Origin of the sequence: Trichocoleus sp. FACHB-591, assembly GCF_014695845.1 — a bacterium.
Lineage (GTDB): Bacteria > Cyanobacteriota > Cyanobacteriia > FACHB-46 > FACHB-46 > Trichocoleus.
Genome location: NZ_JACJPA010000087.1, coordinates 1 through 26,566, shown reverse-complemented (window position 1 = coordinate 26,566; position 26,566 = coordinate 1). Strand labels below are relative to the sequence as shown.

Here is a 26,566-nt window from a genome sequence, read left to right as displayed (position 1 = left end):
TCAAATACGATTCGAGGTGAAGGAATAGTTGCTAAGAGTGCACTATTGGCACCTTGTATAAGAAGATATCAGCTTACTCTAAAGTCTTTTGTTTGCCCATTATTTCCGCCAAAGTAGTGCAACCTGTAAGTTTGAGCCTAAAAAAGTGGCTCTTGAGTTGTCAGCAGTGAAGCCCCTATCAATCCAGTCTACCCGCTTCACTCTGGATGATGTGTTTTTTAGAACAGCCTGCTGTCAGTAGAGGTAAAGTTATTTAATTCATTAGCCATGATAAAGGAGAGCCTACTGAAAGTAGTTCACCCCTTCGGACTAAGTGCAGTACGTTCAACCTGACTAACTTCAGGTGTAGCATCTAGGGCTTAAAGGATACCAACGAATGCCTGTAAGCCGCCAGAATTACGGGCAGTGCAGCCCATTCTTCCAGGGCGATCGCGACTTTACAATTCACCTGCAAAAAAGTGGAACACTTAAATTCGTAGTTCGGTGAAACTGCTAAGTTCGCTCTAGCAGCCGTAGCTGCTTGGCCACGAGTAACAACTTTTTTTGATGGGGGTGGAGGGACTTGAACCCTCACGACCTTGCGGTCAACGGATTTTCATTCTCCTGTAGTTTTCACTACTACCTTCTATAAAAACTAAGTTTCTACAGAGATTGGCTTTGAGAATTGGACCCTCCCTTTACCCTCGACTTAACGTTAGGGTAGCTCCCGTCGGGCCTCTGCACCTTCCGATTAGATTTGACAGATGAGAACAAGGTTAAGTTGCCACTCATTGCAATTTAATCGGCTTGGCTCAGGATTGCCATGTCTACCGTTATTACAGCTAGATTTAGGTTTCCCTGAGTTTGAGAGCATCCACTTATCAAATTTCTCTGATAAGGCTCAATTTTTTAAGTCCGTAGCGTCTGCCATTCCGCCACACCCCCGTTTGATGCGCCTTTAGCTCACTGAAAGTCAGTAAAGCACTGCTAAGTGTTGTGGATAGCATGTTCCACCTCAGCAGACCTACAATTGTTTTTGCAGGGCACCTTGTTTATTGGACATCAAATGGGGAATTTATGCAAGATTTACGAGCAAAATTGCAGAAGTTTCTCCAATTACGGGTGGTTAGAGCGATTGCGCCGCTAATAACTCGTTGGACTCACTCGGACTAACAATGAGGCGATCGCCGAACCAGTCCAATAGGCAGAAGTCAGATCAGCCATGAGATCGACAGCAAACGTCAAATCCACGTAGGATAATGAAAAAGATTGCAAGCAGCTTTCGTTGAGCTGACACCGCTCAGTCAGGTAACTAGCTGAGACGACTAGCGAGACCCCTATTGTTTAGTAGCTTCCAACCTCTATGTTGAGTGCACTTTCTTCGGACTCCATCCTGACTTTGTCTTTGTACGCAGCTTTAGGCGGCGCTTACTTGGTTGTTGCCCCGTTAGCTTTGTTCTTTTACCTGCAAAAACGCTGGCATGTCGCAAGCTCTTTTGAGCGGGCTTTTATGTACTTTCTAGTTTTCTTCTTCTTCCCTGGCCTTTTGGTTTTAGCGCCGTTCCTCAACTTTCGGCCCCAGAAGCGGCAGATTGAAGCATAAATGGGTTTTTATTGGCAGGCATAGATGCGGCGCATTGACGTTCTTGGGATTGGTCTAGCCATTTTTGTGGCGGGTGGACTGGTGTACTTGTTACTACAGTTCATCGGGCTAGATAGTGTAGAGGCAGGCATTTGGAGCCAAGCAGTGCTGGTGGCTGGACTGGTGGGTTGGTTGCTGACTTATCTGTCAAGAGCACTGACGCACAAGATGACGTTCAATCAGCAGGTCAAGGACTATCGAGAAGCAGTCTTGCAAAAGCGCTTGGAAGAACTAACTCCAGAAGAACTGGCGCAAATCCAGGCAGAGATTGAGCAAGAACAGCAATCCTCAACTCAGGATTCAGCCCAAACGCAGATCTAAACCCTCACAGGCGCTGGGAAACTTACTGGCTGATCGAATTAGGTAACTTATCCTAAAATCAGCTAGCTTTGATAGTTGGTTAACCTGTAAGCAAATTTATTCGGATGACATCGGTTTCTCAGTGTTTTGAATCCCTCCGCGATCGCGGTCAATGTGCTCTGATCCCCTTCATCACAGCTGGAGACCCTGATTTAGCCACAACGGCGGAAGCGCTCCGGGTCTTGGACCGCAGCGGTGCCGACTTAATTGAGTTGGGCGTGCCGTATTCTGACCCTCTGGCGGATGGACCTGTCATCCAGGCGGCTGCAACTCGCGCCTTACAGCGGGGCACCCGGTTAGAGGCAGTCTTGGAAATGGTGCGGCAAGTCAGCCCAGAACTGCGATCGCCAATCGTTTTATTTACTTATTACAACCCGATCCTGAACCAAGGTATCGAGAACTTCCTCAAGCAGATTGCGGCTGCTGGGGTCAAAGGCTTGGTGGTGCCAGATTTACCGTTAGAAGAATCGGAGATACTAATTCAAACAGCAGCCAATCTAGGAGTTGAAGTGGTGTTGTTGGTGGCTCCTACTAGCCCTAGAGAGCGGATTGAGGCGATCGCGCGACAAGCGCAAGGCTTTATTTATCTGGTGAGCGTCACAGGTGTGACCGGAATCCGCACCGAACTGGAGTCTCGCGCCCAAGATATCTTGATGGATTTGCGCACCATTACCGACAAACCGATTGGCGTTGGGTTTGGGATTTCCCAGCCAGAACATGCGCGGCAAGTCATGGATTGGGGCGCAGATGCAGTAATTGTCGGCAGCGCCTTCGTCAAGCGTTTAGCCGATGGCACTCCCGCTCAAGGTTTGCGAGCCATTGAGGAATTTTGTCGAAGCTTAAAGATAGTTATTAGTTCTGATTAGAGAAGTAATACTTTCAGAACCCTTAATTTGGCAAGCGATCGGAGGTAAGTATGACCTTAGAGAGGCGCTAGCTTGCACCTACTGTGATCTTGCGGTAGGTTGAGGAGATTTGTAGCGATCGCCTTCCCGCCATCAGGGGCTCTGCTAGGGAAATCACTTCAACATCTACGAGTTAGAACAAATCGAATGAAAGGGTTGATACCGCTGTGGCAACACAGGCATTGGCTTTTGACCATGCTTCTACCCGGAGTAGCGCTACTTCAGGTTCTACCAGGCGTGACTCAGGAAACGCTACAAATTTCTAACACAGGTTCTGTCATCTTCAGAGCGCCCAATAGCGACACGCCTAGAACGGTGCCGTCCAATTCCACGACGTTCACCGCTGTAACGGATGTCGCAGATCTAGAAGTGGTGAAAACAGGCGATCGCTCTGCCGCCGAACCCGGAGACACTGTCACCTACCGTTTGCTAGTTCGCAATACAGGTACAGCCGCTGTTAACAATTTAGTTGTGCAAGACGTGTTGCCGCTGGGTATGCAATTCGTTGGTAAGTCTCTGCAAGGCACAGTGGGCAGTGGCACAACTACGACCCCAGTCGCTCTGCCAGAACCAACTACTAACAATCGCACTATCGCGATCGCCGTTCCCAATGGTCTCGCGCCCCAGCAAACTCTTAACCTCACCTACTCAGTAGTCTTGACCCCTGACGCGATTCGAGGCAGTGGTCGTAACCTAGCTTCCGCGATCGGCAACACGGGTACCCGTGAGATCCAGAGCAACACTGCCAGTTTCCTGGTCAGAATTCGCCCTGGTATCCTGTCCGATTGCGGCACAATTCTAGGACGAGTCTTTGTGGATAAAAACTTTGATGGCGAACAGCAACCAGGAGAACCAGGAGTTCCCAATGCGGTCGTTTTTATGGATGATGGCAATCGCATTGTCACCGACCCAAACGGCTTATTTTCAGTCGCTAATGTGATCGCTGGCAACCGCACCGGAGCCATTGATTTGAGCAGCTTACCAGGCTATACGCTCGCGCCCAATCTTTACCGAATTGAGGCCAATAGCCAATCTCGGCTGGTTCGCTTGTCACCCGGTGGCTTAGCTCGCATGAATTTTGCGGTCACTCCAGCCTTTGGCGAACAATCCACTCGGTAGCCAAGTTTTGCCTCAATCTTTCGCAGCCCAGTTGCGGAGCAAACCCTTACAAGGTTTGACAGCAGTACACAGAGACTGATAGTCTATTGCCCTTGCTGCATCTCTCAGTAGATGTACTGGAACAGGAGCGCTGTCTTAGCTAGACTGCTTAACTGTTTTTGCTGATTGCCATCGGGTGTTCCTTCATTTCATGCTCGGCTCTGGGTTTTAGGAGCAGCATTTTTAGCGATTCGCTCTACTATTGGCGGACCAAATATATGAGAGGGACAGCTCTTTCGAGCAAGGCGATCATTCGTCTAAGTTTATTGACCACTGCTGTAGGAGCGCTGGGCATTACGGCTCCTGTGCACGGCACTGAGGTGCTTCAGCCCTCAATACAATCTCAATCCTTACAGCTACCAGAGCCTCCAGGGCAGCCTGCTGCAGTTTCATTTATCTCTACAGACTCGATCCAGTTTGATCCGGACAAAACTGGTTTTGCGATCGCGAATTCTTCTGAATTAGCAGAGTTTCAAAGCGAACCTAGCTCAAACATCGGTGACGCTAAGCCCTCAGGTTTGATTGCTCCTGTACCTAGCGTAGAGTTACCGCCACTCACCGCGCAGACGACTGAAAATTCCCCAGAATCCCAAAGTCCTGAGGCATCAGAAAACCCAGCTAGTAACGGCCCAACGAGTCCAGCCAGCAGCTCCCCTGACGCTACAGTCCCCACTCTGCCAGCAGTTAGCTCTGACAAAACCAGCGCGATTCGCCTAGAAATCGCTTCGGTTGATGATCCTCGTGTGATTGCTGATGGTCGTTCTACCGTGACGCTGCAAGGTCGCCTCTTAAATGAGCAAGGTGAATTAATTTCGATCAACGCGATCGCCACGCTCACGGCTAGCGCGGGTCAGTTTGTCGGAGCCGATCAAGACCGCGATCGCCCTGGTTTTCAGGTTGTGGTGCAACAAGGGCAGTTTACGGCCCAACTACAGTCCAGCTTAGAAGCTCAAAAAGTTAGAGTCCGAGCAGCTGTAGACCTAGAAGACGAGTCGGAGCGATCGCCAGAAACCGAAGCTTTACTGCAACCGACTGGAGGACTTGTCACTTCTACTTGGCAACCAGAAGAAGTTGAAGCCTATACCCAAGTTGAGTTCATTACGAACCTACGTCCCTCCTTGGTCACGGGTTCGGTCAATCTGCGAATTGGGCCAGGGGGCACCGACTTCTACGACAGTTTCCGCGACTTTTTAGACCCAGAACTGCTCGATGACGACACCCGCGTTGATGTGAATGTGGCGGTGTTTGGCATTGGTGCAGTCGGGGAGTGGTTGTTTACCGGAGCCTATAATAGCCAGCGATCGCTGAACGAAACTTGCGATGGCACTAATCGACTGTTCCGAGATATCCAGTTTTGTGAGCAGAACTACCCAGTTTACGGCGACAGTTCTACCTCGACTTATCTCACGCCTTCTACCGATAGTGTGTATCTCCGCTTTGAGCGCACGTCTCCCGTGGCAGGGGCAGAGCCAGACTACGGCATGTGGGGCGATTACAACACCCTAGAGTTTGCTCGAACTTCGCAGTTGTTCACCGCGACGAACCGGCAGTTGCATGGCTTTAAGGGCAACTACAACCTGGGCAATTTGCAAGCTACGCTGTTGTATGGCAACAACATTCAAGGGTTTCAGCGAGATACTTTGGTGCCAGATGGGACCAGTGGTTACTACTTCTTGTCTCGTCGCTTAGTCATCCCTGGTAGCGAAAACGTTTTTCTCGAAACCGAAGAAATTAATCGTCCGGGCACCGTCCTAGAGCGCAAATCTCTAAATCGCGGCCCTGACTACGAAATTGACTACGATCGCGGCTCTTTGATATTCCGTCGTCCGATTCTGGCGGTAGAACTCAACCCGCTAGGCCAGAGCTTAGTCCGTCGCATTGTCGTCACTTACCAGCACGAAACCGCTGGTGACGGCGATACCAATCTCTACGCCGGACGGCTCCAGTACAACTTCTCACGGGAGTTCGATCGCGAAAGTTGGACAGGGTTTAGCTATCTACGCGAAGACCAAGGGGCACAAGACTTTGAACTGTACGGCCTGGATTTCTTCTTTCCCCTCGGCACTGATGGGCAACTGGTGGGTGAGGTGGCGCGCTCTAATTATGACTCGCTATTTCGCGGCAACCTCACAGGATCGGCCTATCGCCTAGAACTTTCCGGCAAGATCACCTCCGCGATCGCAGGTCAAGCTTACTATCGCTCGGTGGATGAAGGCTTCAATAACAATGCCACCGTTAGCTTTACTCCTGGACAAACTCGCTACGGTGCGGCATTAGCCACAGCCTTGAGTGAGACCACAAAACTCAGCTTCTTGTTCGATCGCGAGACTAACTACGGGATTGCGCCGCTGGTACGCACGACCATTCCAGATTTGTTTAACCCTGCGCCTGAGCCAATTCCAGGGAGCGCCGTCAACAATACCTTAACCACTTTCAGTGCAGGTATTCAGCAAAAGCTCGGCTCAGCAGATTTAAGTCTGGAGTGGTTGAACCGCGATCGTGAAGACCGCGCTACCCCCGAACTCTTTGAGGGTGACGCTAGCCAACTGGTCTCTCGCTTCGGTCTGCCCTTAACGGAAAGCTTAACTTTCAAAGCCCAAAATGAACTGAATCTAGGCGACATTGACCCCCTTTATCCCGATCGCACCACCTTCGGCTTAGATTGGGCGGCTTATCCGGGTGTGACAGTTCGCTTAGCGCATCAATTCTCTTCCGGTGGCTTGCTAGGAGATACCTCCATTACCAGCCTTGATACGATTCTGGAGCATTACTTCTCAGAAAACACCAGCATCACTGGACGCTACTCCGTCCTGAGTGGGTTCAATGGCTTTACTGGACAAGGGGCAGTTGGCTTAAATCATCGCTGGGCGATCGCTCCTGGCTTGCGCCTGAACTTGAGCTATGAGCATATCTTTAGCAATTTGTTTGGACGTACTGCCGCCGGAGAACGCTTTGCCCAACCCTTTGCTACAGGTCAGGGTGCTGCGGCATTAGGGTTGCTCTCTGGCGATAGTTATGGCGTGGGACTGGAATACACCGACAACCCCAATCTCAAAGCCAGCGCCCGCTTTGAGCATCGCACCTCGTCAGCCGGAAGCAATACAGTGATTTCCGCCGCTGCCGCCGGGAAAGTTTCTCCTGCTCTTACAGCCTTGGCGCGTTACCAGCAAGCCAGCGCTTCCAATCAACTCCTAGCAGTTTTAGGAGATACAGCCAATCTGAAGCTGGGTCTGGCCTACCGCGATCCTCGGAGCGATCGCTTTAATGCTCTGCTGCGCTATGAGTACCGCCTTAACCCTGCTACTTCCCCAGAAACCTTTCTGTTTGGGCGACGCGATGATGACGCCACTGATCACTTATTTGCCGCAGAAGCCATTTACGCTCCCGATTGGCGCTGGGAGTTCTACGGTAAGTACGCGCTACGAAACAGCACCTCCTACCGCGCCCAAGACTTATCCAACACCAACACCATTTCTTTGGCGCAATTACGCACCACTTACCGCTTGGGCTATCGCATGGATGTAGTTGGAGAAGTCCGTTGGCTCACTCAGCCTGCCACCGACTACAGCGAACTGGGTTGGGTGGTGGAAGCGGGCTACTATCTCACCCCAAATCTACGACTGGCCGCCGGATATAGTTTCGGTGATGTAGACGATCGCGACTTCAACGGCGATCGCTCTCGCGGTGGCCTGTACTTGGGCTTAAACCTAAAACTAAATGAACTGTTTGATGGCTTTGGTCTGCAAAAAACTACTCCCCGTCAGCAGCAGGAATCCCAAGTGAACCCGACAGCCTTGGCTCCCGTTGCACCCATGCCAAACACCAACCCATAGCACCGCCAGCAACCAGTCAGAGGAGTGAATTAATTTAGCTATGTCTGCCGTACCCGCACTGCGTCGCCTAACTCGTGTAGCCCTCGTCATTCCTTTCGTTGTAGCTAGTCTCGAACCTTTTACAGAAAAAGCTTCCGCCCAAGCAACTTCCCTTGGATCCAAATGTCCAGCCGGTACCATTCTGAGTTCTGATAACTTAGTTTTTAATGGTAACTACAACATCCTAGGCGGGGGCTCTGAGCCAAACATTAACCCCGCCGCAGGCTTTACGAGTGATTTGCCCTATCGAGGCGATGCGGTTTATCCCGACGACCGAGGAGTGAATGGTCCTTTGGGACCAAGGGGGCCACTAGGCGGCATCTCCATTCAGACTGGGCCAGTTATCTATGCCAATGGCGTTGTAGTCAGTAGGCAAGCAACTCCGGTTTTTCCAGGCGACCTTGAGAATGGTGCACCACCATCCAACACATTTCTTTATTCCAATCCCAACGAAGATTTACAGGGAAACCGTATCGAACGTACACCGGGACGGGGACAATTCATAAATCCGACTATTTGGCAGCAAACAGTAACGGTTACTCCCAACACGACCTATAACTTTATTGCCTACTTTGATAATCTACTGAGCGCTACCGCTAACGCCGAAGCAGCTAACCCACAAATTCAATTACAGATTAAACGGGGGAACACTGCCTCTGACCTGGGTCCGCAAATTTCTGTGCCTCGCAGCGTGCCTAATGGGTTAGGGGGTGAATGGCTGCCTGTGCAATTCTCGTTTACGACGCTGCCGACGGATACCAGCATCACTCTGGCGATCGTCGATCGTGCCAATACCGTGAATGGGGATGATTTCGGTCATACCGCGATCGGGCTGCGACAGTGCCTTCCGAACATCGGCATAGCCAAAGCAGCGGGCACAGCGGTTAGCAATCCCGATGGCACTTTTACCGTGCCCTACAGCCTCACCGTCCGTAACTATGGAACCGATGCCATTACCAATTTGCAAGTTACAGACGACCTAGCTACAACTTTTGCCAACGCAGCTGGCTTTGTCGTTTCTGGAGCGCAAAGCCCAACGTTAAGCGTCAACCCCAACTTTAATGGCAGTAGCGATCGCAACATTCTCGCGCCTGGCAATACGTTAGCCGCCACTGGGCAACCCGGTGACACTGCCACAATTACATTTAATGTCACTATCACGCCCGGAGCAGGTCCCCAAGGATTGGGTCCTTTCAACAACAGCGCGATCGCCACTGGGAATGCAGGCAACACCACTGTGCAAGATACGTCTGATGCAGGCACCAACCCTGACCCGAATGGCAATGGTATCCCAAATGAGCCCGGAGAAAATGACCCAACTCCAGTGACTCTTATTGCCGCACCAAAGCTTGGCGTTGCTAAGCAAGCAGGGACAGTAGTTGACAATGGCAATGGGGTTTTCACCGTTCCCTATACCGTCACAGTCAGTAACCTGGGCAATGTACCAATCAATAGTCTGCTATTAGCCGAGAACCTGACGGAAACATTTGGACCTCCTAGCACTTTCACGGTTGCCGCTGCCCCAACGAGTTCTACCTTGGCAGTCAACCCTGCTTTTAACGGCAACAGTGACTCCAATCTCTTAGCTGCCAATCAAACTTTGGCAGTTGGGCAGAGTGCTACCGTGACTTTTAGTGTTCAGGTTACAGCGAATGGTCAGCTAGGTCCTTTCAACAACACAGTTGTAGGCACCGGTACTGGGCCAGGAGGGATACCAGCTCAAGATGAATCCACCAATGGCACAAATCCTGACCCCAATGGTGATACCATCCCCGAGGAAAGACAACCAACTGTGGTTAGCTTTGGCGAAACTCCCAAGCTTGGTGTTGCGAAACAAGCAGGCGCAGTGGTTAACAGCGGTAACGGCGTGTTTACTGTGCCTTACACCGTCACCGTCAGCAACCTGGGCAATGTCCCCATCAATAATCTACAACTCGTCGAAAACCTCACCAGCACGTTTGGGCCTCCCACTACCTTCACCATTGCTGCGGCTCCCACCAGCCCCACTCTAGCGGTTAACTCTGCTTTTAACGGCAACAGCGACCCCAATCTCTTAGTAGGCACTACTAATTTAGCGGTAGGACAAACAGCCACCGTAACTTTTAGTGTTCAGGTGACAACGAATGGTCAGCCTGGCTCCTTTAGCAATACGGTCACAGGTAGGGGTACTAGCCCAGGAGGAACGATAATTACGGATCAATCTACCAATGGCACCAACCCTGACCCCAACGGTGATACTAATCCTGATGAAGACCAACCAACCCCCGTTCAGCCAGAACCACTTCCTGTAGGAGAGCCCCAACTGCGCTTACTCAAACGAATTACAGCCGTAGAACAAGGAGGCAGAACTCAAACGTTCGATCGCTTTGTGGATGATCCTACTGATACCACCGATACGGCTCCTGGCTGGGCTCAACTGTCTCCGGTTGGCGAGGTCAATCTACCAACTTCGCTGTCTTTACGCAGTGGAGATTCAGTTGAATATACGCTTTACTTTCTGTCTGATGGCACAACTCCTGCAACCGCTGCCAGCCTCTGCGATCCCATTCCTAACAGAACCACCTTTGCCCGCGATCGCTTTGGTACAGGTAGTGGGTTACAGCTGAACCGAGCCAGCGCCGAGAAATCGCTGACGAATAATGCTGACACTGATGAGGGAAATTTCTTTACCCCTTTAGCACCTTTACCCAATGGCAATGCTTGCCCGGCTAATGCGCAGGGCAATACCAACGGCTCTGTCATTGTCAACTTAGGAGAAATCTCTAATACTCCTGGCCAAAACTTTGGCTTTGTGCGCTTCCGGGTCAGGATTGATTAAGCATCGGTAGCGATCGCCCAACCAAAACATTCATCCAAATGCTTGATGTATGTATTTCTTTACAGATTAGGTAAAGAATATAACAGCTTAAATGTAGCCGTACGGTAACGACTGGGCATGATTAAAAGATGGTTAGTCCTCACTTCTGCACTCGCGAAATTGAGCTACACCAGCCTGAGCATATTACTAACCTAGACAGCCTGTGGGACCATTGCTTGTGTCTACGTCGTCAATCACGTCAATAAGCTGAACACTGAGGAACTGGCTTTGAAACGGACTTGGGTGCAATTACTTCTCCTATTCGTATTAGGAATTAGCCTGCTGACCATTGCTGACTTGGCGATCGCCCAATCCTTAAAGGTGCGGGTGAATCGTTGGTTGGAGGTGCGGCAGATTCAAGGGACAGTCAGCCTCTACCAAGGCCAAAAATCTCAACCCGCTCGCAATGGCAGTCGCATTCAAGCGGTAGGAGAGGGTATTCAAACTGGCGCGAAGTCTAGTGCAGTTTTAGCCGTAGATACTGGCATTGGTTTCATTAAAGTTGCAGAAAATACAAACATCCGCGTACTACAGCTAGAGCGGCTAGCGACTGGCGGACAAGTCACCAAGCTGCAAGTGACTGGAGGACAAGCCCGCCTCCAAGTGAGAAAGTTTACCAATCCAGCGTCCCGCCTAGAAATCCTTTCTCCCGCTGGTTTAAGCGCAGTTCGTGGCACGGAATTCGGGGTGAGTGTGCAGCCAGACGGTAAAACTGGGGTTGCCACCTTAGAAGGTAAAGTCGCAGCGATCGCTCAAGGAGCCAGCGTGCCGATCCAAGCTGGGTTTCAAAGTTTAGTCATTCCTGGAGAAGCCCCCTTACCCCCGACTCCTTTGCGGGAAGACACGCGGTTGCAACTCCAAGTTCTAGAGGCCGTTGGCAACAACCAAGCTCAAATTGCTGGTCAGGTGGATGTTGTTAATCTGGTATTAGTGAATGATCAACCCCTGAGCCTCGATCGCGAAGGTCAGTTTGATGTCAGAGTTGCACTGCCGCGAGAGCGCCGGATTCGGGCCGTAGTCAGAACTCCCTTGGGGAAACAGCAAATTTATGAATTGGCAGTTCCGTGAATGGGGGTTGCGACTGTCACCTGGTGGCATCACTGCTCTCATTGTGGTTGGTCTACTAGAAGTAGGAGCTTGGCAGCCTTTAGAGCAATTATCCTATCGGTTGTTATTTCGCTTGCGGGGGGACCAAGCCTGGGATGAGCGCGTGGTCATCGTCGCGATCGATGAACCTAGTATCAAAAAATTTGGTCTCTTTCCTTGGCCTCGCCAGTACCACACGCAGTTATTGCAGCGATTAACGAAAGCCGAACCCAGCGCGATCGCCTTTGACGTAGTTTTGTCAGAACCCAGCCCACAAGATGCCCAATTAGCAGCTGCAATGCAGGATCAAGGCCAAGTTCTGTTAGCCCAAGGTTGGGACTATCTTGGCGCTCTCTTGCACATTAGTCCCCCTTTAAAGACTGCTGCACTTGATGTCGGCCATGTACTCAAACAAGAAGATGCCGACGGTGTCACTCGCAGTATTAAACCCCAAGTCAGAGGAGTGCTAGCTCTGGGTTTAGCGACGGTGCAAGTATATTCCTTAGTTCAGGAACCTGTCCGCCTCCCACCTTTAGACCAACCACTTTGGGTCAATTGGCCTGGTTCAGTGCGTGGCCTCAAGCACTACTCCTATGCAGCCGTCTTAGCGGGACAAGTGCCTGACACGGCTTTCCAGGGCAAAATTGTCTTAGTCGGCATGACTGCGATCGGCTTTGATCCCCTGCCCACGCCCTTCAATCGCAATCCCTCTGCTAGTGGTGTCCATCTCCATGCTGCTGTGGTCAGTAATCTTTTGCAGCAAAATTGGCTACACCGTCCAGCTCAAGACTGGAGTTGGTTGTTACTAGTTGCTGGACCTGGCCTCAGTTGGATCCTGAGTCGTGGGAATACCAGTCAGCAAATTGGCATCTGGATCGGTGCTTGTTTGAGCTGGGGTATGGTCAGCCTGCTATTGTTTGAAGCAGGTTACTGGGTGCCAGTAGCGGCTCCTTTGGTCCTAGCTACGGTAACCACAGGAGCGGTCGTCCTGCACGATCGCCTCAGGGTTAACTCCTTGCTAAAAGCAAGAAGTGAGTTTCTGGCAACGATGAGCCACGAAATTCGGACACCGATGAATGCCGTGATTGGGATGACAGGTTTGTTGCTGGATACGCCATTGACCGAGCAACAGCGGGACTTTGTGGAAACGATCCGCAGCAGTGGCGACGCCCTCCTGACCATTATTAACGACATTCTGGACTTCTCTAAGATTGAGTCAGGCAAGTTAGAGCTAGAGGAGCAACCATTCCAACTACGCACCTGCATTGAAGAGTGCCTGGATCTGCTTGCTCCCAGAGCTTCGGAGAAAAATGTAGAGCTAGCCTACTGGATTGATCTAGAAGTGCCTCAGTACTTGGTCGGCGACATCACCCGTATTCGGCAGATCTTGGTTAATTTGCTGAGTAACGCAGTCAAGTTTACTCACGCTGGAGAAGTCGTGGTTTCAGTTAAGGCGGGGGTAGTCACCCATTCACGATTGCAGCGGATTGATCGGCGACAGCCCCCAAAAGACAACAGCAAAAAATATGAGATCTGCTTTGCGGTCAAAGATACAGGCATTGGCATTCCGCCCGATCGCCTCGATCGCTTATTCAAGTCCTTCAGCCAAGCAGACTCTTCTACCACGCGCCAATATGGTGGCACTGGGCTAGGTCTCGTGATCAGTCAACGGCTCACCCAGATGATGGGGGGGCGCATGTGGGTAGAAACTCAGTTAAACCAAGGTTCAACATTCTATTTCACCTTTTTAGCCCAAGCAGTACCAGAGCTAGTTCCCAGCCAAGTGGCATCCGCTCCAGATCAGTTGGCTGGCAAGCGATTGCTGATTGTGGATGACAACGCGACCAATCGCCAGATTTTGTCCTTGCAAGCGCAGTCTTGGGAGATGTTGCCTGAAACAGTTGAGTCTGGAGCGGCCACGCTCGATCGCCTACGGCAAGAAGTATTTGATCTGGTCATTTTAGATATGCAGATGCCAGAGATGGATGGTGTCACGTTGGCAGGAGAAATCCGCAAGCTACCCGGATGCCAATACCTACCGTTGGTGATGCTTACATCTTTGGGTCGCCCAGAAGGTAACGCTCAGACGATCGCCGCCCAGTTTGCTGCCTTTTTAACAAAGCCAGTAAAACAAACGCAGCTTTACAATGCGCTTTTGCAAGTGATGGGAGCCCAACCGATTCCGATTAGCGGTACTCAGGCGGCTCCTACTTTTGATCGCGGATTAGGCGATCGCCATCCCCTCCGTCTACTCCTGGCTGAGGACAATGTAGTAAATCAGAAAGTAGCCTTACGTCTGCTCGAAAAAATGGGTTACCGCGCCGATGTCGCTGGCAATGGCTTGGAAGTGCTAGACGCGCTGCATCGTCAAACCTACGATGTCGTGCTGATGGATGTGCAAATGCCTGAAATGGATGGTTTGACCGCGACTCGGCATATCTGTCGATTATGGTCACCGAGCCAGCGACCGCGACTAGTCGCCATGACCGCTAATGCCATGCAGGGCGATCGCGAAGCCTGTCTCCGGGCAGGAATGGACGACTATATCACTAAACCGATTCGGACCGAAGAACTAATTCAGGCGTTACTCCGTTGTCCACCTCAAGCAGGATTGAAAACACATCACTCAACCGTAGAATCTACAGTCGTAATCGATCCAAAAGCCCTAGAGGAACTCCGCGAATTAGGCGGAGAAGAAGCAGAAGCTTTGTTGCAAGAGGTGATCGACACCTACTTGGAAGACACTCCTAAACTCTTGCAAGCGATCGCCGCCGCTTGGACCATCCAAGACACCACAGCCTTGAAGCATGCCCTCCACACCCTTAGAATCACCAGCACTACTTTAGGTGCCATCACGCTCTGTCAGATTTGCCAAACCATAGAATCTCTAAATCCAGAGGTGGCGATCGCGATTCAGAATGAATGGTTGGCGCAGTTGGAGGCAGAATACCAGAAAGTAGAAGTAGCTTTGCAAGCAGAACGGCAACAAGTGCGAGCCTGAGCAGGCAAATGATTGGGCAAATGATCGGGTACATGATCAGGCACAATAGTTGGTCTGGGTTTTGGGCTTAATTTTCGTGCCTTATCGCTACCTTCTGTTCTACAAGCCGTACGACGTATTAACGCAATTTACAGACAATAGCTCTGTAGCGCCTCGGTCAACGCTAAAAGATTACATTCCAGTGCCAGAGATTTATCCGGTAGGCCGATTGGATCGAGATAGCGAGGGCTTGTTGTTACTCACCAACCACGGTCAACTCCAGCACCGCTTAAGCGATCCGCAGTTTCAGCACCCCCGGACTTACTGGGTACAGGTAGAGCGAGTTCCCGATGCAGCAGCTCTGACCCAGTTGCGCCAGGGTGTCGTGATTCAAGGCTATCGTACCCGCCCGGCTCAGGTACAATTGCTACCCACAGAACCTACTTTGCCGCCTCGCGAGCCACCCATTCGGTTTCGTAAAAATGTGCCAACCGCTTGGTTGGAGATCACTTTAACCGAGGGGAAAAATCGCCAAGTGCGGCGCATGACCGCTGCTGTCGGATTCCCGACTTTACGCTTGGTACGAGTCGCGATCGCCCATCTCCAATTAGTCGGTCTAGAGCCAGGTCAATGGCGGGATCTGACTCCACCAGAGCAAGCGAGCTTACAACAGCTTTGCTTTCCTCGATCAAAACTTAATTAACTGCAAACCAAGGTCGGCAGTTGAATAGATACAATAGGGTATCCGTGAAAATATCGTTAAACTGTTTTATAAAAACTCAGTCTTGGACCTGCTATTCCGGGATTTCGGCATACTGATATGACTGACAACCACAACTTGTGAACCTGATTAGCCGACTGAGTGGCTAGTGGGAGCTCTGTCACCTTAATCTTGCATCCTCATTCAGTCTGCACCTCATCTGTTAGTTGACCTAATGACTTCTAATCAACAACCGCGTTGGTACCAGTTTTTGGCTAAATCCGCCGCTTCAGATGAGTTGCCACCGCCGAACTTAGGTGATAAGTATCAGGTATTTTCAACCAGTTCACACCTGACTCGCGGGGAAGTGCAGCCATATCGCTCGTTCTACCAACAAAGCAGCTCGATTCAGCTTGATTTAGATGCCACAGGCACAATTGCAACGGTGAATCTCCTGGGAGCAGCATGTCTGGGTTACAGCGTGCAGGAGCTAATCGGCAACTCAGTTTTTACTTTGTTCCATCCGGATGACCAAGATTTCCTCCGAATAAATTTAAATGAGTACTTACAAAATGTCATACCTCTGCAAGCAGGGGCAAAGACAGAAATGACTCAGTATCAATACTGGGAATTGCGCCAGGTTTGTAAGGATGGCAGGGTGATATGGGTGAAAGCTTTTGTGCAACCAGACGCTTTTATGCAACCAAACCTCGAACCAACCACTAACCTCAACGATAGCCGCTCTAGCAATTCACCCGTAACGGCAGTGCGGCTATTGTGTGAAGACATTACTGAGTGGAAGCAAGTAGAGGCAGGACTCCAGCAAGAACGCAACTTTGTGGCGGCTGTGCTTGATACCGTCGTTAACTTAATTGTGGTTCTGGATCCTCAGGGACGTATCGTTCGCTTCAATCGTGCCTGTGAGCAAATGACTGGATACACGTTTGCAGAAGTCAAGGGCATTCCTTTCTGGGATGTTCTGCTTTTGCCAGAGGAGATTGCAGGTGTCAAAGCTGCATTTAGCCAATTACGATCAGGATTATTTCCCAACGAGTATGAAAACTATTGGATCACAAAAGCAGGCTCCGCTCGCTTAATTGCTTGGTCTAACACAGCTATTGTAGGTAAAGAAGGCAAAGTCGAATACGTCGTTGGTACTGGCCTGGATATTACAGAGCGGCGACAGACAGAATTGGCATTGCAGCGATCGCAGCAGCAGCAATACCAACACCTCGTAGACTCAGTCGAAGGGATTGTCTGGGAAGGCGAGGCCGAGAGCCTTCAGTTCTCCTTTGTCAGCCCTAAAGCTGAGCGAATTTTGGGCTATCCGCTGGCTGAGTGGCTGAGCGATTCGCAGTTTTGGCTCCATCACATCCATCCAGACGATCGCGCCTGGGTAATGGCGACTTGCCAACGAGAAACCCAAGCTCGACGCAACCACACGCTGGAATACCGCATGATCGCTCAGGATGGCCGAGTCATCTGGTTTCGAGACATGATCACGGTCGTACCTGATGCTCAGCCTATGCAGTTGCGGGGCGTTATGCTCGATATTACTGAGCGTCGCCAAGCAGAAATTGCGCTGCAAATGAGTGAAGCACGCTATCGAGCCGTAGTTGAGCAAGCAGCAGAAGGAATTTTCTTAGTCGATGTAGAAACCAAACGGTTGTTAGAAACCAACGCTGCCTGCCAAAGCTTATTGGGTTATAGCGCTGAGGAGCTATCAACCTTAACGCTCTACGATGTGGTGGCTCACGATCGCGCGGACATCGAGCGAAATATTCAACACATTCTGACTCAGAAGCGGTATTTCATCGGGGAGCGCCAATATCGTCGTAAGGATGGCTCGTTGATCGAAGTGGAAGTGAGTGCCCATGTCGTCAGCAACCACTACTGGTCATTTTTGTGTGTGGTGGTTCATGATGTTACAGCTTATAAGCAAGCAGGGGCAGCCTTAGAGCAATCCTTGGCGTTGCTCCGTGCCACCTTGGAGTCTACTGCCGACGGGATCATGGCCATTGGCGCAGATTGTCAAGTGCTGTGTGCCAACCGCAAACTGGTGGAAATGTGGGGAATTTCAGATGAATTGATGGCTGCTTCGCGGGGTGAGGAGCGCTTGCAATTCTTGGCCGCTCAAATGAAAGACCCCAATGTCTTCTTGAAAAAGATCCAAGCCTTACAAACGCAACCTGAAGCGGAAGTGAACGACCTGATTGAATTTCAGGATGGCAGAGTAGTTGAGCGCTACTCTAAACCACAGCGCTTAGGCAACCAGATTGTCGGTCGAGTTTGGAGCTTCCGGGACATTACTCAGCGCCAACAAGCAGAAGCAGCGTTAGCTCAGAGTGAAGCTAAGTGGCGATCGCTGATTCAAAACAGTTCTGACATCATTGCCATTCTGGAAGCTGATGGCACGGTGCGCTACCAGAGCCCAGCGGTGGAGCGAATTATGGGGCACTCGCCTCAGGAACTAGTCGGCAGGAATGCTCTAGAACTGATTCATCCCGAAGATGTGGAACATGTAGCGCAAGCCTTTCAAGATTTAGTTGCAGGCATATTACCTTCGCTTTCGATTGAGTTTCGTTTTCAGCACAAAGATGAAACTTGGCGCTTTATCCAATCCACAGGGATAAATTTGCTCGCTGATCCCTCAGTTTTGGGAATTGTTACCAACTCACGGGACATCACTGAGCGGAAACGAGCTGAGCGGGCTTTGCAGAAGCAAACAGAGCGAGAACGGCTCATGCGCTTCATTGCTCAACGCATCCATCAGTCACTGGATCTAGCAGAAATTCTCGATACAACCGTGGCAGAAGTGCGGCAATTTCTCCAGACTGACCGAGCCATTATTTTTCGGTTTAACCCGGATGGTAGTGGATGCGTGAGTGTGGAATCCGTAACAGAGGGTTGCCAACCTATCCTCGGTCGGGTGATTCACGATCGCTGTTTTACTCCGCCTAGTGGCCCTGCCCCCTATCCTCGAATCAGAGCCATTGCCGATCTAGATGCTGCCGAGGTTGACCCTTGCTATGTGCAGATGTTGGCGGCTTTGCAAGTAAAAGCCAGCTTGGTCGTGCCCATCATGCAGGGAGAGCAGTTGTGGGGCTTGTTAGTTGCTCATCACTGTATTGCGCCTCGGCAGTGGTTGCCTCAAGAAGTAAATTTCCTAGAGGAGTTAGCAACTCAGGTGGCGATCGCCATCCAGCAATCGGAACTCTATCAGCAAGTGCAACGGCTCAACTCGGCTCTAGAGTCTCAAGTGATGGAGCGTACCGCCCAATTGCAGCAAGCGCTCAACTTTGAGGCCATGCTGAAGCGGATTACAGATAAGGTGCGCGATAGCTTGGACGAAGGTCAGATCTTGCAAACTGCAGTGCAAGAACTAGCGCTAGTGTTGCAAGTCGCCTGCTGCGATACCGCCCTCTACGACGCTAACTATACAACCTCCACGATCTGCTATGAGTACACCACCTCGCTCCCTGCATCTTGGGGACGAGTGTTAAAAATGGCAGATTTTCCCGAACTATACAGCCAACTCCTGCAAGGACAACATTTTCAATTTTGCGAAATCGTACCGAATCCTTGCCGGGATCGGGTATCGATGTTGGCCTGCCCCATTTTTGATGACCAAGGCGCGATCGGGGATCTGTGGCTGTTTCGAGATAGAGAGGCAGCCTTTAGTGAGTTAGAGATTCGCTTGGTGCAGCAAGTGACGAATCAATGCGCGATCGCCATCCGTCAAGCCCGACTCTATCAAGAAGCTCAGGCGCAAGTGCGAGAGCTAGAAAAGCTAAATCGGCTCAAAGACGACTTTCTCAGCACCGTTTCTCATGAGTTGAGAACTCCCGTTTGCAACATCAAAATGGCAATTCAGATGTTGGAGCTGAGCCTGAATCGTGAAAACTGTCTGAACTCAGCCTCTGGTAAAACCGCTCGTTACTTGCAGGTCTTGCAGGATGAGTGCAATCGAGAGATCAGCTTAATTAATGACCTGCTTGATTTGCAGCGCTTGGAGGTGGGCAGTCAACCCTTAACTTTAGAAATTGTGCAGCTTCAAGAGTGGATTCAGGGAGCCGCCCAACCCTTTTATGACCGAGCTCGAGGGCGAGAGCAACGCTTACGGCTAGAATTACCCACTCGTCTACCCCCCATTCTTTCTCACTCCTCCAGCCTCACCCGGATTCTGGCAGAACTGTTGAACAATGCCTGTAAGTACACCCCACCCGGTGAAGAAATTGTCGTTTCTGCTCATCCAGCGTCGGGGCGGATACAGCTCAAGGTGACTAACTTTGGGGTCGAAATTCCTGCGGCGGAGTTACCTCACATTTTTGAGAAGTTCTACCGGGTGCCCAGCACAGATCCCTGGAAGCAAGGCGGAACAGGTTTAGGGCTGGCTTTAGTCCAAAAACTTACCGAATATTTGGGAGGCAGCATTGAGGTAGAGAGTGCGGCAAGACAAACCTGCTTCACTGTAGAACTGCCTCTCACTCCTAACGACATCAGTTCAAGATAAGACCCAACAAAAATTTTGCCGTGGTTCATAATCGAGGGAGAAGCAGAGGTGGCTTGAACCAGAGTCACTACAATTGACGCAGCAGGAGGTCAGCATGGGTTTGGGCATGTTGGTGAAAGGCCAATGGATGACAGAGCGGGAGCAAGAAGATACGCAAGGCCGCTTCTTACGGCCCTCCACAACGTTCCGCCACCAAATTACCGCCGATGGTTCGAGTGGATTTAAGGCCGAACCCGATCGCTATCATCTCTATGTTTGTTGGGCTTGTCCTTGGGCGCACCGCACCGCTATCATGCGCCAACTGAAAGGCTTAGAGTCTGTGATCACTCTCTCCGCTGTTGATCCTGTGATGGGAGAAGAAGGTTGGTTTTTTTCCGATTATCCAGGCTCTATCCCTGACACGGTGAATCAGACGAAATATTTGCGCGAGATTTATCTTAAGGTAGAACGTGATTACACGGGAAGAGTCACAGTGCCTGTGTTGTGGGATAAGCACACCAACGCTATCGTCAATAACGAGTCTCGCGAAATCATTCGCATGTTGGATACAGAGTTTGGCGCGATCGCCCAAAAGGAGACCAGCTTCTATCCTGAAGATCTGCGATCGCAAATTGACCAAACCATTGATGCTATTTACCAACCAATTAACAACGGGGTGTATCGAGCCGGGTTTGCCACTCAACAGTCAGCCTACGAAGAAGCCGTTACCGAGTTGTTTGACGCGCTCGATCATTGGGAGCAAGTATTGAGCCAGCAACGATATCTCTGCGGCGATCGCCTGACAGAAGCGGATATTTGTATGTTCACCACACTGCTGCGGTTTGATGCTGTTTACTATAGCCACTTCAAATGCAATCTGCGTCGAATCGTAGACTATCCCAATCTGTGGAACTACCTCAAAGATATTTATCAGCATCCAGAAGTCAAACCCACTTGCTACCTAGACCACATCAAGCTGCACTACTACAAAAGCCATCCCAAAGTGAATCCTACAGGCATCGTTCCGAAAGGCCCCATTATTGATTTTGATGCCCCCCACGATCGCACCCGTTTTTCCTAGGGAGAAGTTCCAGAGGTCCGTAGGGGTTTAGCATTGGGGCATAAATGGAGATGCCAAAAACATAAGATCTCGCTCCAAATGCTAAACCCTTCAAGGTAGAGCGTGGCTAGTTGTTGGCATGAACGTTGCACGGGGCATAGCATTCAGATCAAAATTTAGGACTAACGTTGTACTTTGATGGCTGAATGCTATGCCTCTACGGGTTGTTAGAAGCGAGGAACCTAGCCTCTAGACTTGCTGTTACTTCTGAGCGATGTCAATGGGTTCGAGGGCGGAGAACTGCACTAAGGGTTCGCGAGCCACGCGATTGAGACCCGCAGATCCCAATAAATTAGCCCAGTCGGCAGCTAAAGCCGCATCCCGAGGATAGGAGCGACGCAACTGAGCCAAGGTGCTCAATGCTTCGTACCAGAACCCCGATTGTTTATACAGAGCAACGCGATCGCGTGGGCTAGCTTGCCGCAACTGCTGCACCAGAGCAGGACTAGGATTCACATGTTTAATCCATCCCATCACAAAGGGATTGCCTGATTTATCAGGTGCCGCTTCATTACAAACTACTGAGAAAAACCAACGATAGTTTTTACCTGCTGTGAGCCCAGATGTGACAACCGCTGGCAGCTTAAAGCTGGCAATGCCTGGTTGTGCAGCCAATCGTAATTTAGTTCTGTACACCTGTTGCTTGTTCTCGTTCTGCAAAACAAATTCAGCCGTTTTAGCAGTCGTCGGCGGAACGTGGAAGAAGAGCGTGGGATATCGATCGGTGGTGAGACTTTTAGTTTGGGCAGCTGGAATCAAAGCCGTAATAGAGTTGCGTCCCAAGCAATCTCCAGGGCGAGAACCACCGGAAGTGCGACCTCCTGGGCCATCTTTGACCGGAGGTCTAACTGAATTGGCGATCGCTGACATTGGCAGAGCCAACGGTGCGAAGGATGAGATTAGAGCTACACAGAGGGCTGTGTAGGCTGCGTACGATTTTGTCCGATACATAGTGCTCTCCCGGATGACTACATGACAGCAGCGATCTAAATGACGGACAACCTAAAAAATCTCTTCCACTTCTCCAAAGCTTCACAAAATCTTTACAAGAGAGAATTGAAGAATCCGGATTTTTTACCAAAAAAAGACAAAGTTTTCCGGATGAAGAAATTTGAGCGATCGCTGTTGAGTTCGCTTGGAGCTAGCATTCACTTTTTTGCTGCTTGAATTGACACCCTTTAATAAGGTTGAGCAGCAAATTTGTCAGTGGCTGCTAATAATGCCGTACGAATTCCTGGCTCCATCATCGAGTGTCCCGCATCCGACACGACAATAAACTCTGCTTCTGGCCAAGCTCGATGCAATTCCCAAGCTGAGATCATTGGGCAAACCACATCATAACGACCTTGCACAATTACCGACGGGATATGACGAATCCGATCAACATTTTGTAGGAGTTGGTCTTCCGGCTCAAAAAAACCACGATTCACAAAGTAATGACATTCAATCCGGGCAAAGGCATCCGCAAAGTCATACTCCGCAAATCTCGCTTGCAAATCCGGATCGGGATATAGCTTACTTGTGCTTGCCTCCCAAACCGACCAGGCGCGAGCCGCCTCTAAACGCACCTGTAGATCTGGGCTAGTTAAGCGCCGATGATAAGCCGCAATCAGGTCATGACGCTCTTCGGGGGGAATGGGTTGCAGATAAGCTTCCCAAGCATCCGGAAAGATATAGCTGGCTCCCTCTTGGTAAAACCATTGCAACTCTTTTTTGCGCAGCATAAAGATACCGCGCAAAATCAGACCCAGACAGCGTTCTGGATAGGTTTGACTATAAGCTAAGGAGAGCGTACTGCCCCAACTGCCACCGAAGACAACCCATTGCTCAATGCTTAAATGCGATCGCAGTTTTTCGATATCCTCCACCAGATCCCAGGTGGTATTCTCTCGTAGGTCTGCATGAGGTGTGCTGCGACCACATCCGCGTTGATCAAAGACGACAATTCGCCACTGGGTGGCATCAAAATATTGACGATAGCGGGCAATACTGCCGCCTCCTGGCCCGCCATGCAGAAACACGACAGGCTTGCCTTCTGGGTTGCCAGATTCCTCAAAATAAAGGGTATGGAGATCAGAAACTTGTAGAGTTCCGGTGCGATAGGGGGCGATCGCGGGATAGAGTTCACGAATTTGAGCGGCCATGAAAATATGCTCTTGCGGGACGTTCCTTAGCGTACGAGCGATCGCCCTCTGACAACAAGCCACCTCAACTGGAGCATCTGTATTAAGTGGCTAAATTGCTATCGCCCCCTTCCAAAATCGTGCCTTCTAGGTTCGTGTCTGCCAAATTTGCACCACTGAGATTGGCCTCCTCTAAGGCAGCTTGATGCAAGTTGGCCTGGTGAAGATCGGCGATCGCTAAGTCTGCACCACTCAAGTCAGCTCCCTCTAAATTCGCGCCACTTAAATTGGCCTGACTGAGCCGCGCATGGCTGAGGTCGGCTTGGACAATGTTGGCAACTTTTAGATCAGCCTGGCTTAAATTCGCGCCATCTAGAATGGCTCCTTCTAAGGTAGCTCCGTCAAGAATGGCATCTCTCAAATCTGCACCGCTCAGGTCTGCTTGGGTCAAATCTGCGCCGTTGAGGTCTGCGCCACTGAGGTCGGCATGGCTGAGGTTAACTCGGCGTAAATTCGCTCCATCCAAAGATGCTCCAGATAGCAACACACCGCTCAGGTCTGCACCTTCTAGTATTGCCTCACTGAGCGCGATCGCACTAAAGTCTCTTTCTCCCGCTGCATATCTCTGCATCAGTTCTTCAGCACTCATGTCTCCCTCCTTTCGCTACATTAGCAAAGGCAACAGCATCCTAGAAAAGATATCCGCACTACCGCAAGTGGTTAATCCACAGGATGTCACACTGCTTGAGCCATTGCTTCCACGCTATGACAATCGAACAACAGAAAAATCAGACCCAAGACACAGCCTTGTCTGTATGACCTTGATCGTGTTTAGGTCTAGGCGAGCGTAGCGCCCAACACTTAAATGGGTCATTATGTGAAGCAGTTAAGTACTTCTCTAGACAGATGCTAGAAAATTAATTTTTATCTATGGGGCAACTGCACTGAAAAAGTAGCTTCATTGAGCTAACGCATTGAGGCCAAAAGTATGCGATCGCGGCTGGATTCAGAGGCGATTGTCACTTCTGTTTTCAGCAGACTCGCAGGACTCTCCATTCTGATCTGGTCTCCTGAAAGTTCAAGGACTCAGTTGATTTAGTAGGTCTTTAAAGACCCTTATCCCTAGACTAAAGAATACTCAACGAAAGAGATGAGAACTTTAAAGAGCGATCGCCTAGAGTGTGGGTTGAATGAGATTGGATAGCAGCGATCACATTATAAAAACTTTGGCATAGAGGTTGCGATCGTGAATCGTTTTTTGATTTGTGTACTGAGCCTAAATTTATATAAAAAAACTCTGCCTATTCATTTAATGCCGATTATTGTGCGACCATGCTAAGTGCAAATTCCCAGCCTGAAATTCAGAATGTAAATTAATAATGAATAGATTTTTAGTTTTTTGGGGCTTAGCCAGCCCTGCATGCTTGGGCCTAGTAGCAAGTGTACTCCGATTTTATCAATTGGATTGGTATCCAGCCTATTTTGATATTTGGCGATCGCTTGCAGTTTATCTGGCTTATTGGCTTTTACTGGGAGCTCTACAAGGAGCAATCTTATTCTGGAAGTTCCAAGGGCGACAATTTGCGTATCAATGGTTCTTTATAACTAGTGCAGTTGGCTGCTTCATAATGCTATTGCACGATCTATTCCTGCTCCTGCTTGGTGTTGACACGCGCGGCCAAGGAGCACTTATTCTAATATTTAGCCTGCCGTTGTTGGCATTTTTAGGTGGGCTACCATTGGGGTTAGCTCAATTCTTTTTAATCCGAAATCACTATAGAGCCAGTCTCAACTCTGAGCACTTGAACCTGAGATGGTTTGCCATTAGTTTTTTATCGTGGGTAATTGGTTTTGCAGGCATTTTATTCACCTTCTCTGGTACTCGTCTTATGCCTGCGTTGTTTCTGCTCGTTTCTGCTGGAACTGCAATGAAGGGTTGGTTTATTCAGAAGTATTTAAGAGCATAAATGTAGAGCGATCGCCAAAAGATAGATGATGGATGAGTTGAATTGCGATCGCTCAGAGTATGTGTCGAGTAAGGTTAGATTCCAATCGCTCTTTATGTGTGATGAGTGAGATTATATTGCGATCGTATTACGAAAATCGGTGACATCGGTACGAGGTCGCTGCATCGCAATTCCGTTGCACACGAACTGTATAGAGATAGTAGTCGAGTTCTAAAAGTTAATAGCAGCGGATAAACGGGAACGTTAGTTAAAAAGTTAGTTTCTCGCAAAGGTTCCTAACAAGCAAAGAACCCGTTATGCTAAGCAACTTACGTATACCAAAAGAAGTCCGCAGAAAAATAGATGACGAGCTTCAGCCCGGAGAATTTATAAGATGGGTTGATCAGCCTGTGCCTCAATTGATCACAGCATCTCTAATCGTGAGTGTTTTGTTTGGTATTCCCTGGACTAGCTTTGCCATATTTTGGATGTGGGGGGCATTGGGGTTTAAACTCCCCGATTTACAAGCAGGTTTACAACCTGAGTATCTGTTTGCTCTTTTCGGTATACCTTTCGTTCTGATTGGTTTTGGAATCCTGTCTACTCCCCTATGGACATGGCAAGCAGTACGAAGAACAGTTTACTTGGTTACGGATCAACGGGCTATTTCAATTCAGGGTGGTTGGTCTACTACTATTAGAAGCTATCTGCCTAAGCAATTAACAGATGTATATCGGAAGGAAAGAGCAGATGGAACGGGTGATGTAGTTATTATGATTCGGCACTGGAGAGACAATGATGGAGATCAAAGAACTGAAGAGATAGGATTTCTAGGAGTTCGTAATCCACGAGAAGTTGAAAAAATATTGAAGCAGTTGGCTCAAAATGCTACGTGACAAAACCCATACACTTCGATCGCTGAAAGGAGATCTACTGGAAACGGAAGCATAACTGGGGTGGGTAATGGCCAACATTGGATCACTAGGGCTGACTCTATCGAAAATGCTTTGTGACCAACTCTGTGTTTGTGGAAATACTTATGGGCACAATCGAAAGTAGCCTATTAGTTCACGGTTCTTGGGTGGATGGTTCCTGGTACAACGAGGTGATTCTGACGCTATTGATAGAAAGCTATGAAGCGATCGCAGGCTGATAACGCCCATGCACACCGGCCGCCAAAAAAGTATCAGTTTGATGTAGAGGGCATCTGCGGCGGGTGATGGGCAACGTTAGCAGGACTTACGCAGAGACAGACATAAACTAGAGGCATGAGCTTCACCAAACTGGATTACTGCCAGTACTTACTAAGCAGTCCGATTAACTACACGATGACGAACTTGGCTGAC

General features: G+C 49.9%; 17 protein-coding genes. 13 read left to right on the top strand and 4 right to left on the bottom strand.

The annotated features are described in order from the left end of the window. Positions 1 to 352: 352 nt before the first annotated feature. Positions 353 to 574 (bottom strand): hypothetical protein, encoded by a 222-nt coding sequence (locus H6F90_RS15775; protein ID WP_190553353.1) that lies wholly within the window; start codon positions 572 to 574, stop codon positions 353 to 355. Between the two features lie 768 nt (positions 575 to 1,342). Here H6F90_RS15775 and ndhL point away from each other — a divergent pair. The 11 genes from ndhL (at position 1,343) to H6F90_RS15720 (ending at position 21,112) form a co-directional block, all read left to right on the top strand. Continuing rightward, complete coding sequence (gene ndhL, locus H6F90_RS15770) at positions 1,343 to 1,582, top strand: NAD(P)H-quinone oxidoreductase subunit L (RefSeq protein WP_190441027.1); 240 nt, start codon at positions 1,343 to 1,345, stop codon at positions 1,580 to 1,582. A 24-nt stretch (positions 1,583 to 1,606) separates the two neighbouring features. Further along, positions 1,607 to 1,942: a DUF3007 family protein gene (locus H6F90_RS15765; RefSeq protein ID WP_190553352.1), complete on the top strand. Its 336-nt coding sequence runs from the start codon at positions 1,607 to 1,609 to the stop codon at positions 1,940 to 1,942. A 104-nt stretch (positions 1,943 to 2,046) separates the two neighbouring features. Continuing rightward, on the top strand, positions 2,047 to 2,847 hold the full coding sequence (gene trpA, locus H6F90_RS15760) for a tryptophan synthase subunit alpha (RefSeq protein WP_190553351.1): 801 nt from the start codon (positions 2,047 to 2,049) through the stop codon (positions 2,845 to 2,847). Positions 2,848 to 3,033: 186 nt separating this feature from the next. Continuing rightward, positions 3,034 to 4,005, top strand: coding sequence for a DUF11 domain-containing protein (locus tag H6F90_RS15755; protein WP_190553350.1), 972 nt, complete (start codon positions 3,034 to 3,036; stop codon positions 4,003 to 4,005). Between the two features lie 257 nt (positions 4,006 to 4,262). Next, entirely contained in the window at positions 4,263 to 7,877 is a 3,615-nt protein-coding gene (locus H6F90_RS15750) for a hypothetical protein (RefSeq protein WP_190553349.1), read from the top strand. Between the two features lie 40 nt (positions 7,878 to 7,917). Beyond that, on the top strand, positions 7,918 to 10,734 hold the full coding sequence (locus H6F90_RS15745; RefSeq protein WP_190553348.1) for a hypothetical protein: 2,817 nt from the start codon (positions 7,918 to 7,920) through the stop codon (positions 10,732 to 10,734). Between the two features lie 267 nt (positions 10,735 to 11,001). After that, positions 11,002 to 11,841: a FecR domain-containing protein gene (locus H6F90_RS15740; RefSeq protein ID WP_190441050.1), complete on the top strand. Its 840-nt coding sequence runs from the start codon at positions 11,002 to 11,004 to the stop codon at positions 11,839 to 11,841. After that, the gene (locus H6F90_RS15735) at positions 11,822 to 14,860 is read left to right on the top strand and encodes a CHASE2 domain-containing protein (RefSeq protein ID WP_190553347.1); all 3,039 of its coding nucleotides are present in this window, start codon (positions 11,822 to 11,824) and stop codon (positions 14,858 to 14,860) included. Before H6F90_RS15740 ends, H6F90_RS15735 begins: the two co-directional genes overlap by 20 nt. A 76-nt stretch (positions 14,861 to 14,936) precedes the next feature. Beyond that, complete coding sequence (locus tag H6F90_RS15730; RefSeq protein WP_190553418.1) at positions 14,937 to 15,542, top strand: pseudouridine synthase; 606 nt, start codon at positions 14,937 to 14,939, stop codon at positions 15,540 to 15,542. 232 nt (positions 15,543 to 15,774) lie between these two features. Further along, on the top strand, positions 15,775 to 20,052 hold the full coding sequence (locus H6F90_RS15725; protein WP_190553346.1) for a PAS domain S-box protein: 4,278 nt from the start codon (positions 15,775 to 15,777) through the stop codon (positions 20,050 to 20,052). 94 nt (positions 20,053 to 20,146) lie between these two features. Further along, positions 20,147 to 21,112 carry a glutathione S-transferase family protein gene (locus H6F90_RS15720; protein WP_304941006.1) on the top strand — a complete coding sequence of 322 codons (966 nt, stop codon included), beginning with the start codon at positions 20,147 to 20,149 and terminating at the stop codon, positions 21,110 to 21,112. 240 nt (positions 21,113 to 21,352) lie between these two features. On the opposite strand, the gene H6F90_RS15715 is transcribed toward H6F90_RS15720, so the two are convergent. From H6F90_RS15715 to H6F90_RS15705, 3 genes are all read right to left on the bottom strand, one after another. Next, positions 21,353 to 22,102: a DUF928 domain-containing protein gene (locus tag H6F90_RS15715; protein WP_190553345.1), complete on the bottom strand. Its 750-nt coding sequence runs from the start codon at positions 22,100 to 22,102 to the stop codon at positions 21,353 to 21,355. 227 nt (positions 22,103 to 22,329) lie between these two features. Next, the gene (gene pip / locus H6F90_RS15710; RefSeq protein WP_199295957.1) at positions 22,330 to 23,295 is read right to left on the bottom strand and encodes a prolyl aminopeptidase; all 966 of its coding nucleotides are present in this window, start codon (positions 23,293 to 23,295) and stop codon (positions 22,330 to 22,332) included. A gap of 82 nt (positions 23,296 to 23,377) precedes the next feature. Further along, a complete protein-coding gene (locus H6F90_RS15705; protein ID WP_190441062.1) occupies positions 23,378 to 23,923 on the bottom strand; it encodes a pentapeptide repeat-containing protein in 546 nt (181 codons plus the stop codon). Positions 23,924 to 24,653: 730 nt separating this feature from the next. Between H6F90_RS15705 and H6F90_RS15700 the strand changes: the two genes are divergently transcribed. Next, positions 24,654 to 25,241, top strand: a complete 588-nt coding sequence (locus tag H6F90_RS15700) for a hypothetical protein (RefSeq protein WP_190553344.1) — start codon at positions 24,654 to 24,656, stop codon at positions 25,239 to 25,241. 296 nt (positions 25,242 to 25,537) lie between these two features. Next, on the top strand, positions 25,538 to 26,116 hold the full coding sequence (locus H6F90_RS15695; protein ID WP_190553343.1) for a hypothetical protein: 579 nt from the start codon (positions 25,538 to 25,540) through the stop codon (positions 26,114 to 26,116). Positions 26,117 to 26,566 lie beyond the last annotated feature (450 nt).

Excerpts from the sequence above, each read along its gene's own strand:
- H6F90_RS15765 (WP_190553352.1), top strand. The coding sequence starts at position 1,607 with ATGCGGCGCATTGACGTTCTTGGGATTGGTCTAGCCATTTTTGTGGCG.
- H6F90_RS15700 (WP_190553344.1), top strand. The coding sequence starts at position 24,654 with ATGAATAGATTTTTAGTTTTTTGGGGCTTAGCCAGCCCTGCATGCTTG.
- ndhL (WP_190441027.1), top strand. The coding sequence starts at position 1,343 with ATGTTGAGTGCACTTTCTTCGGACTCCATCCTGACTTTGTCTTTGTAC.
- H6F90_RS15755 (WP_190553350.1), top strand. The coding sequence starts at position 3,034 with ATGAAAGGGTTGATACCGCTGTGGCAACACAGGCATTGGCTTTTGACC.
- H6F90_RS15715 (WP_190553345.1), bottom strand. The coding sequence starts at position 22,102 with ATGTATCGGACAAAATCGTACGCAGCCTACACAGCCCTCTGTGTAGCT.
- H6F90_RS15735 (WP_190553347.1), top strand. The coding sequence starts at position 11,822 with ATGAATTGGCAGTTCCGTGAATGGGGGTTGCGACTGTCACCTGGTGGC.
- trpA (WP_190553351.1), top strand. The coding sequence starts at position 2,047 with ATGACATCGGTTTCTCAGTGTTTTGAATCCCTCCGCGATCGCGGTCAA.
- pip (WP_199295957.1), bottom strand. The coding sequence starts at position 23,295 with ATGGCCGCTCAAATTCGTGAACTCTATCCCGCGATCGCCCCCTATCGC.
- H6F90_RS15695 (WP_190553343.1), top strand. The coding sequence starts at position 25,538 with ATGCTAAGCAACTTACGTATACCAAAAGAAGTCCGCAGAAAAATAGAT.
- H6F90_RS15750 (WP_190553349.1), top strand. The coding sequence starts at position 4,263 with ATGAGAGGGACAGCTCTTTCGAGCAAGGCGATCATTCGTCTAAGTTTA.
- H6F90_RS15720 (WP_304941006.1), top strand. The coding sequence starts at position 20,147 with ATGGGTTTGGGCATGTTGGTGAAAGGCCAATGGATGACAGAGCGGGAG.
- H6F90_RS15705 (WP_190441062.1), bottom strand. The coding sequence starts at position 23,923 with ATGAGTGCTGAAGAACTGATGCAGAGATATGCAGCGGGAGAAAGAGAC.
- H6F90_RS15725 (WP_190553346.1), top strand. The coding sequence starts at position 15,775 with ATGACTTCTAATCAACAACCGCGTTGGTACCAGTTTTTGGCTAAATCC.
- H6F90_RS15745 (WP_190553348.1), top strand. The coding sequence starts at position 7,918 with ATGTCTGCCGTACCCGCACTGCGTCGCCTAACTCGTGTAGCCCTCGTC.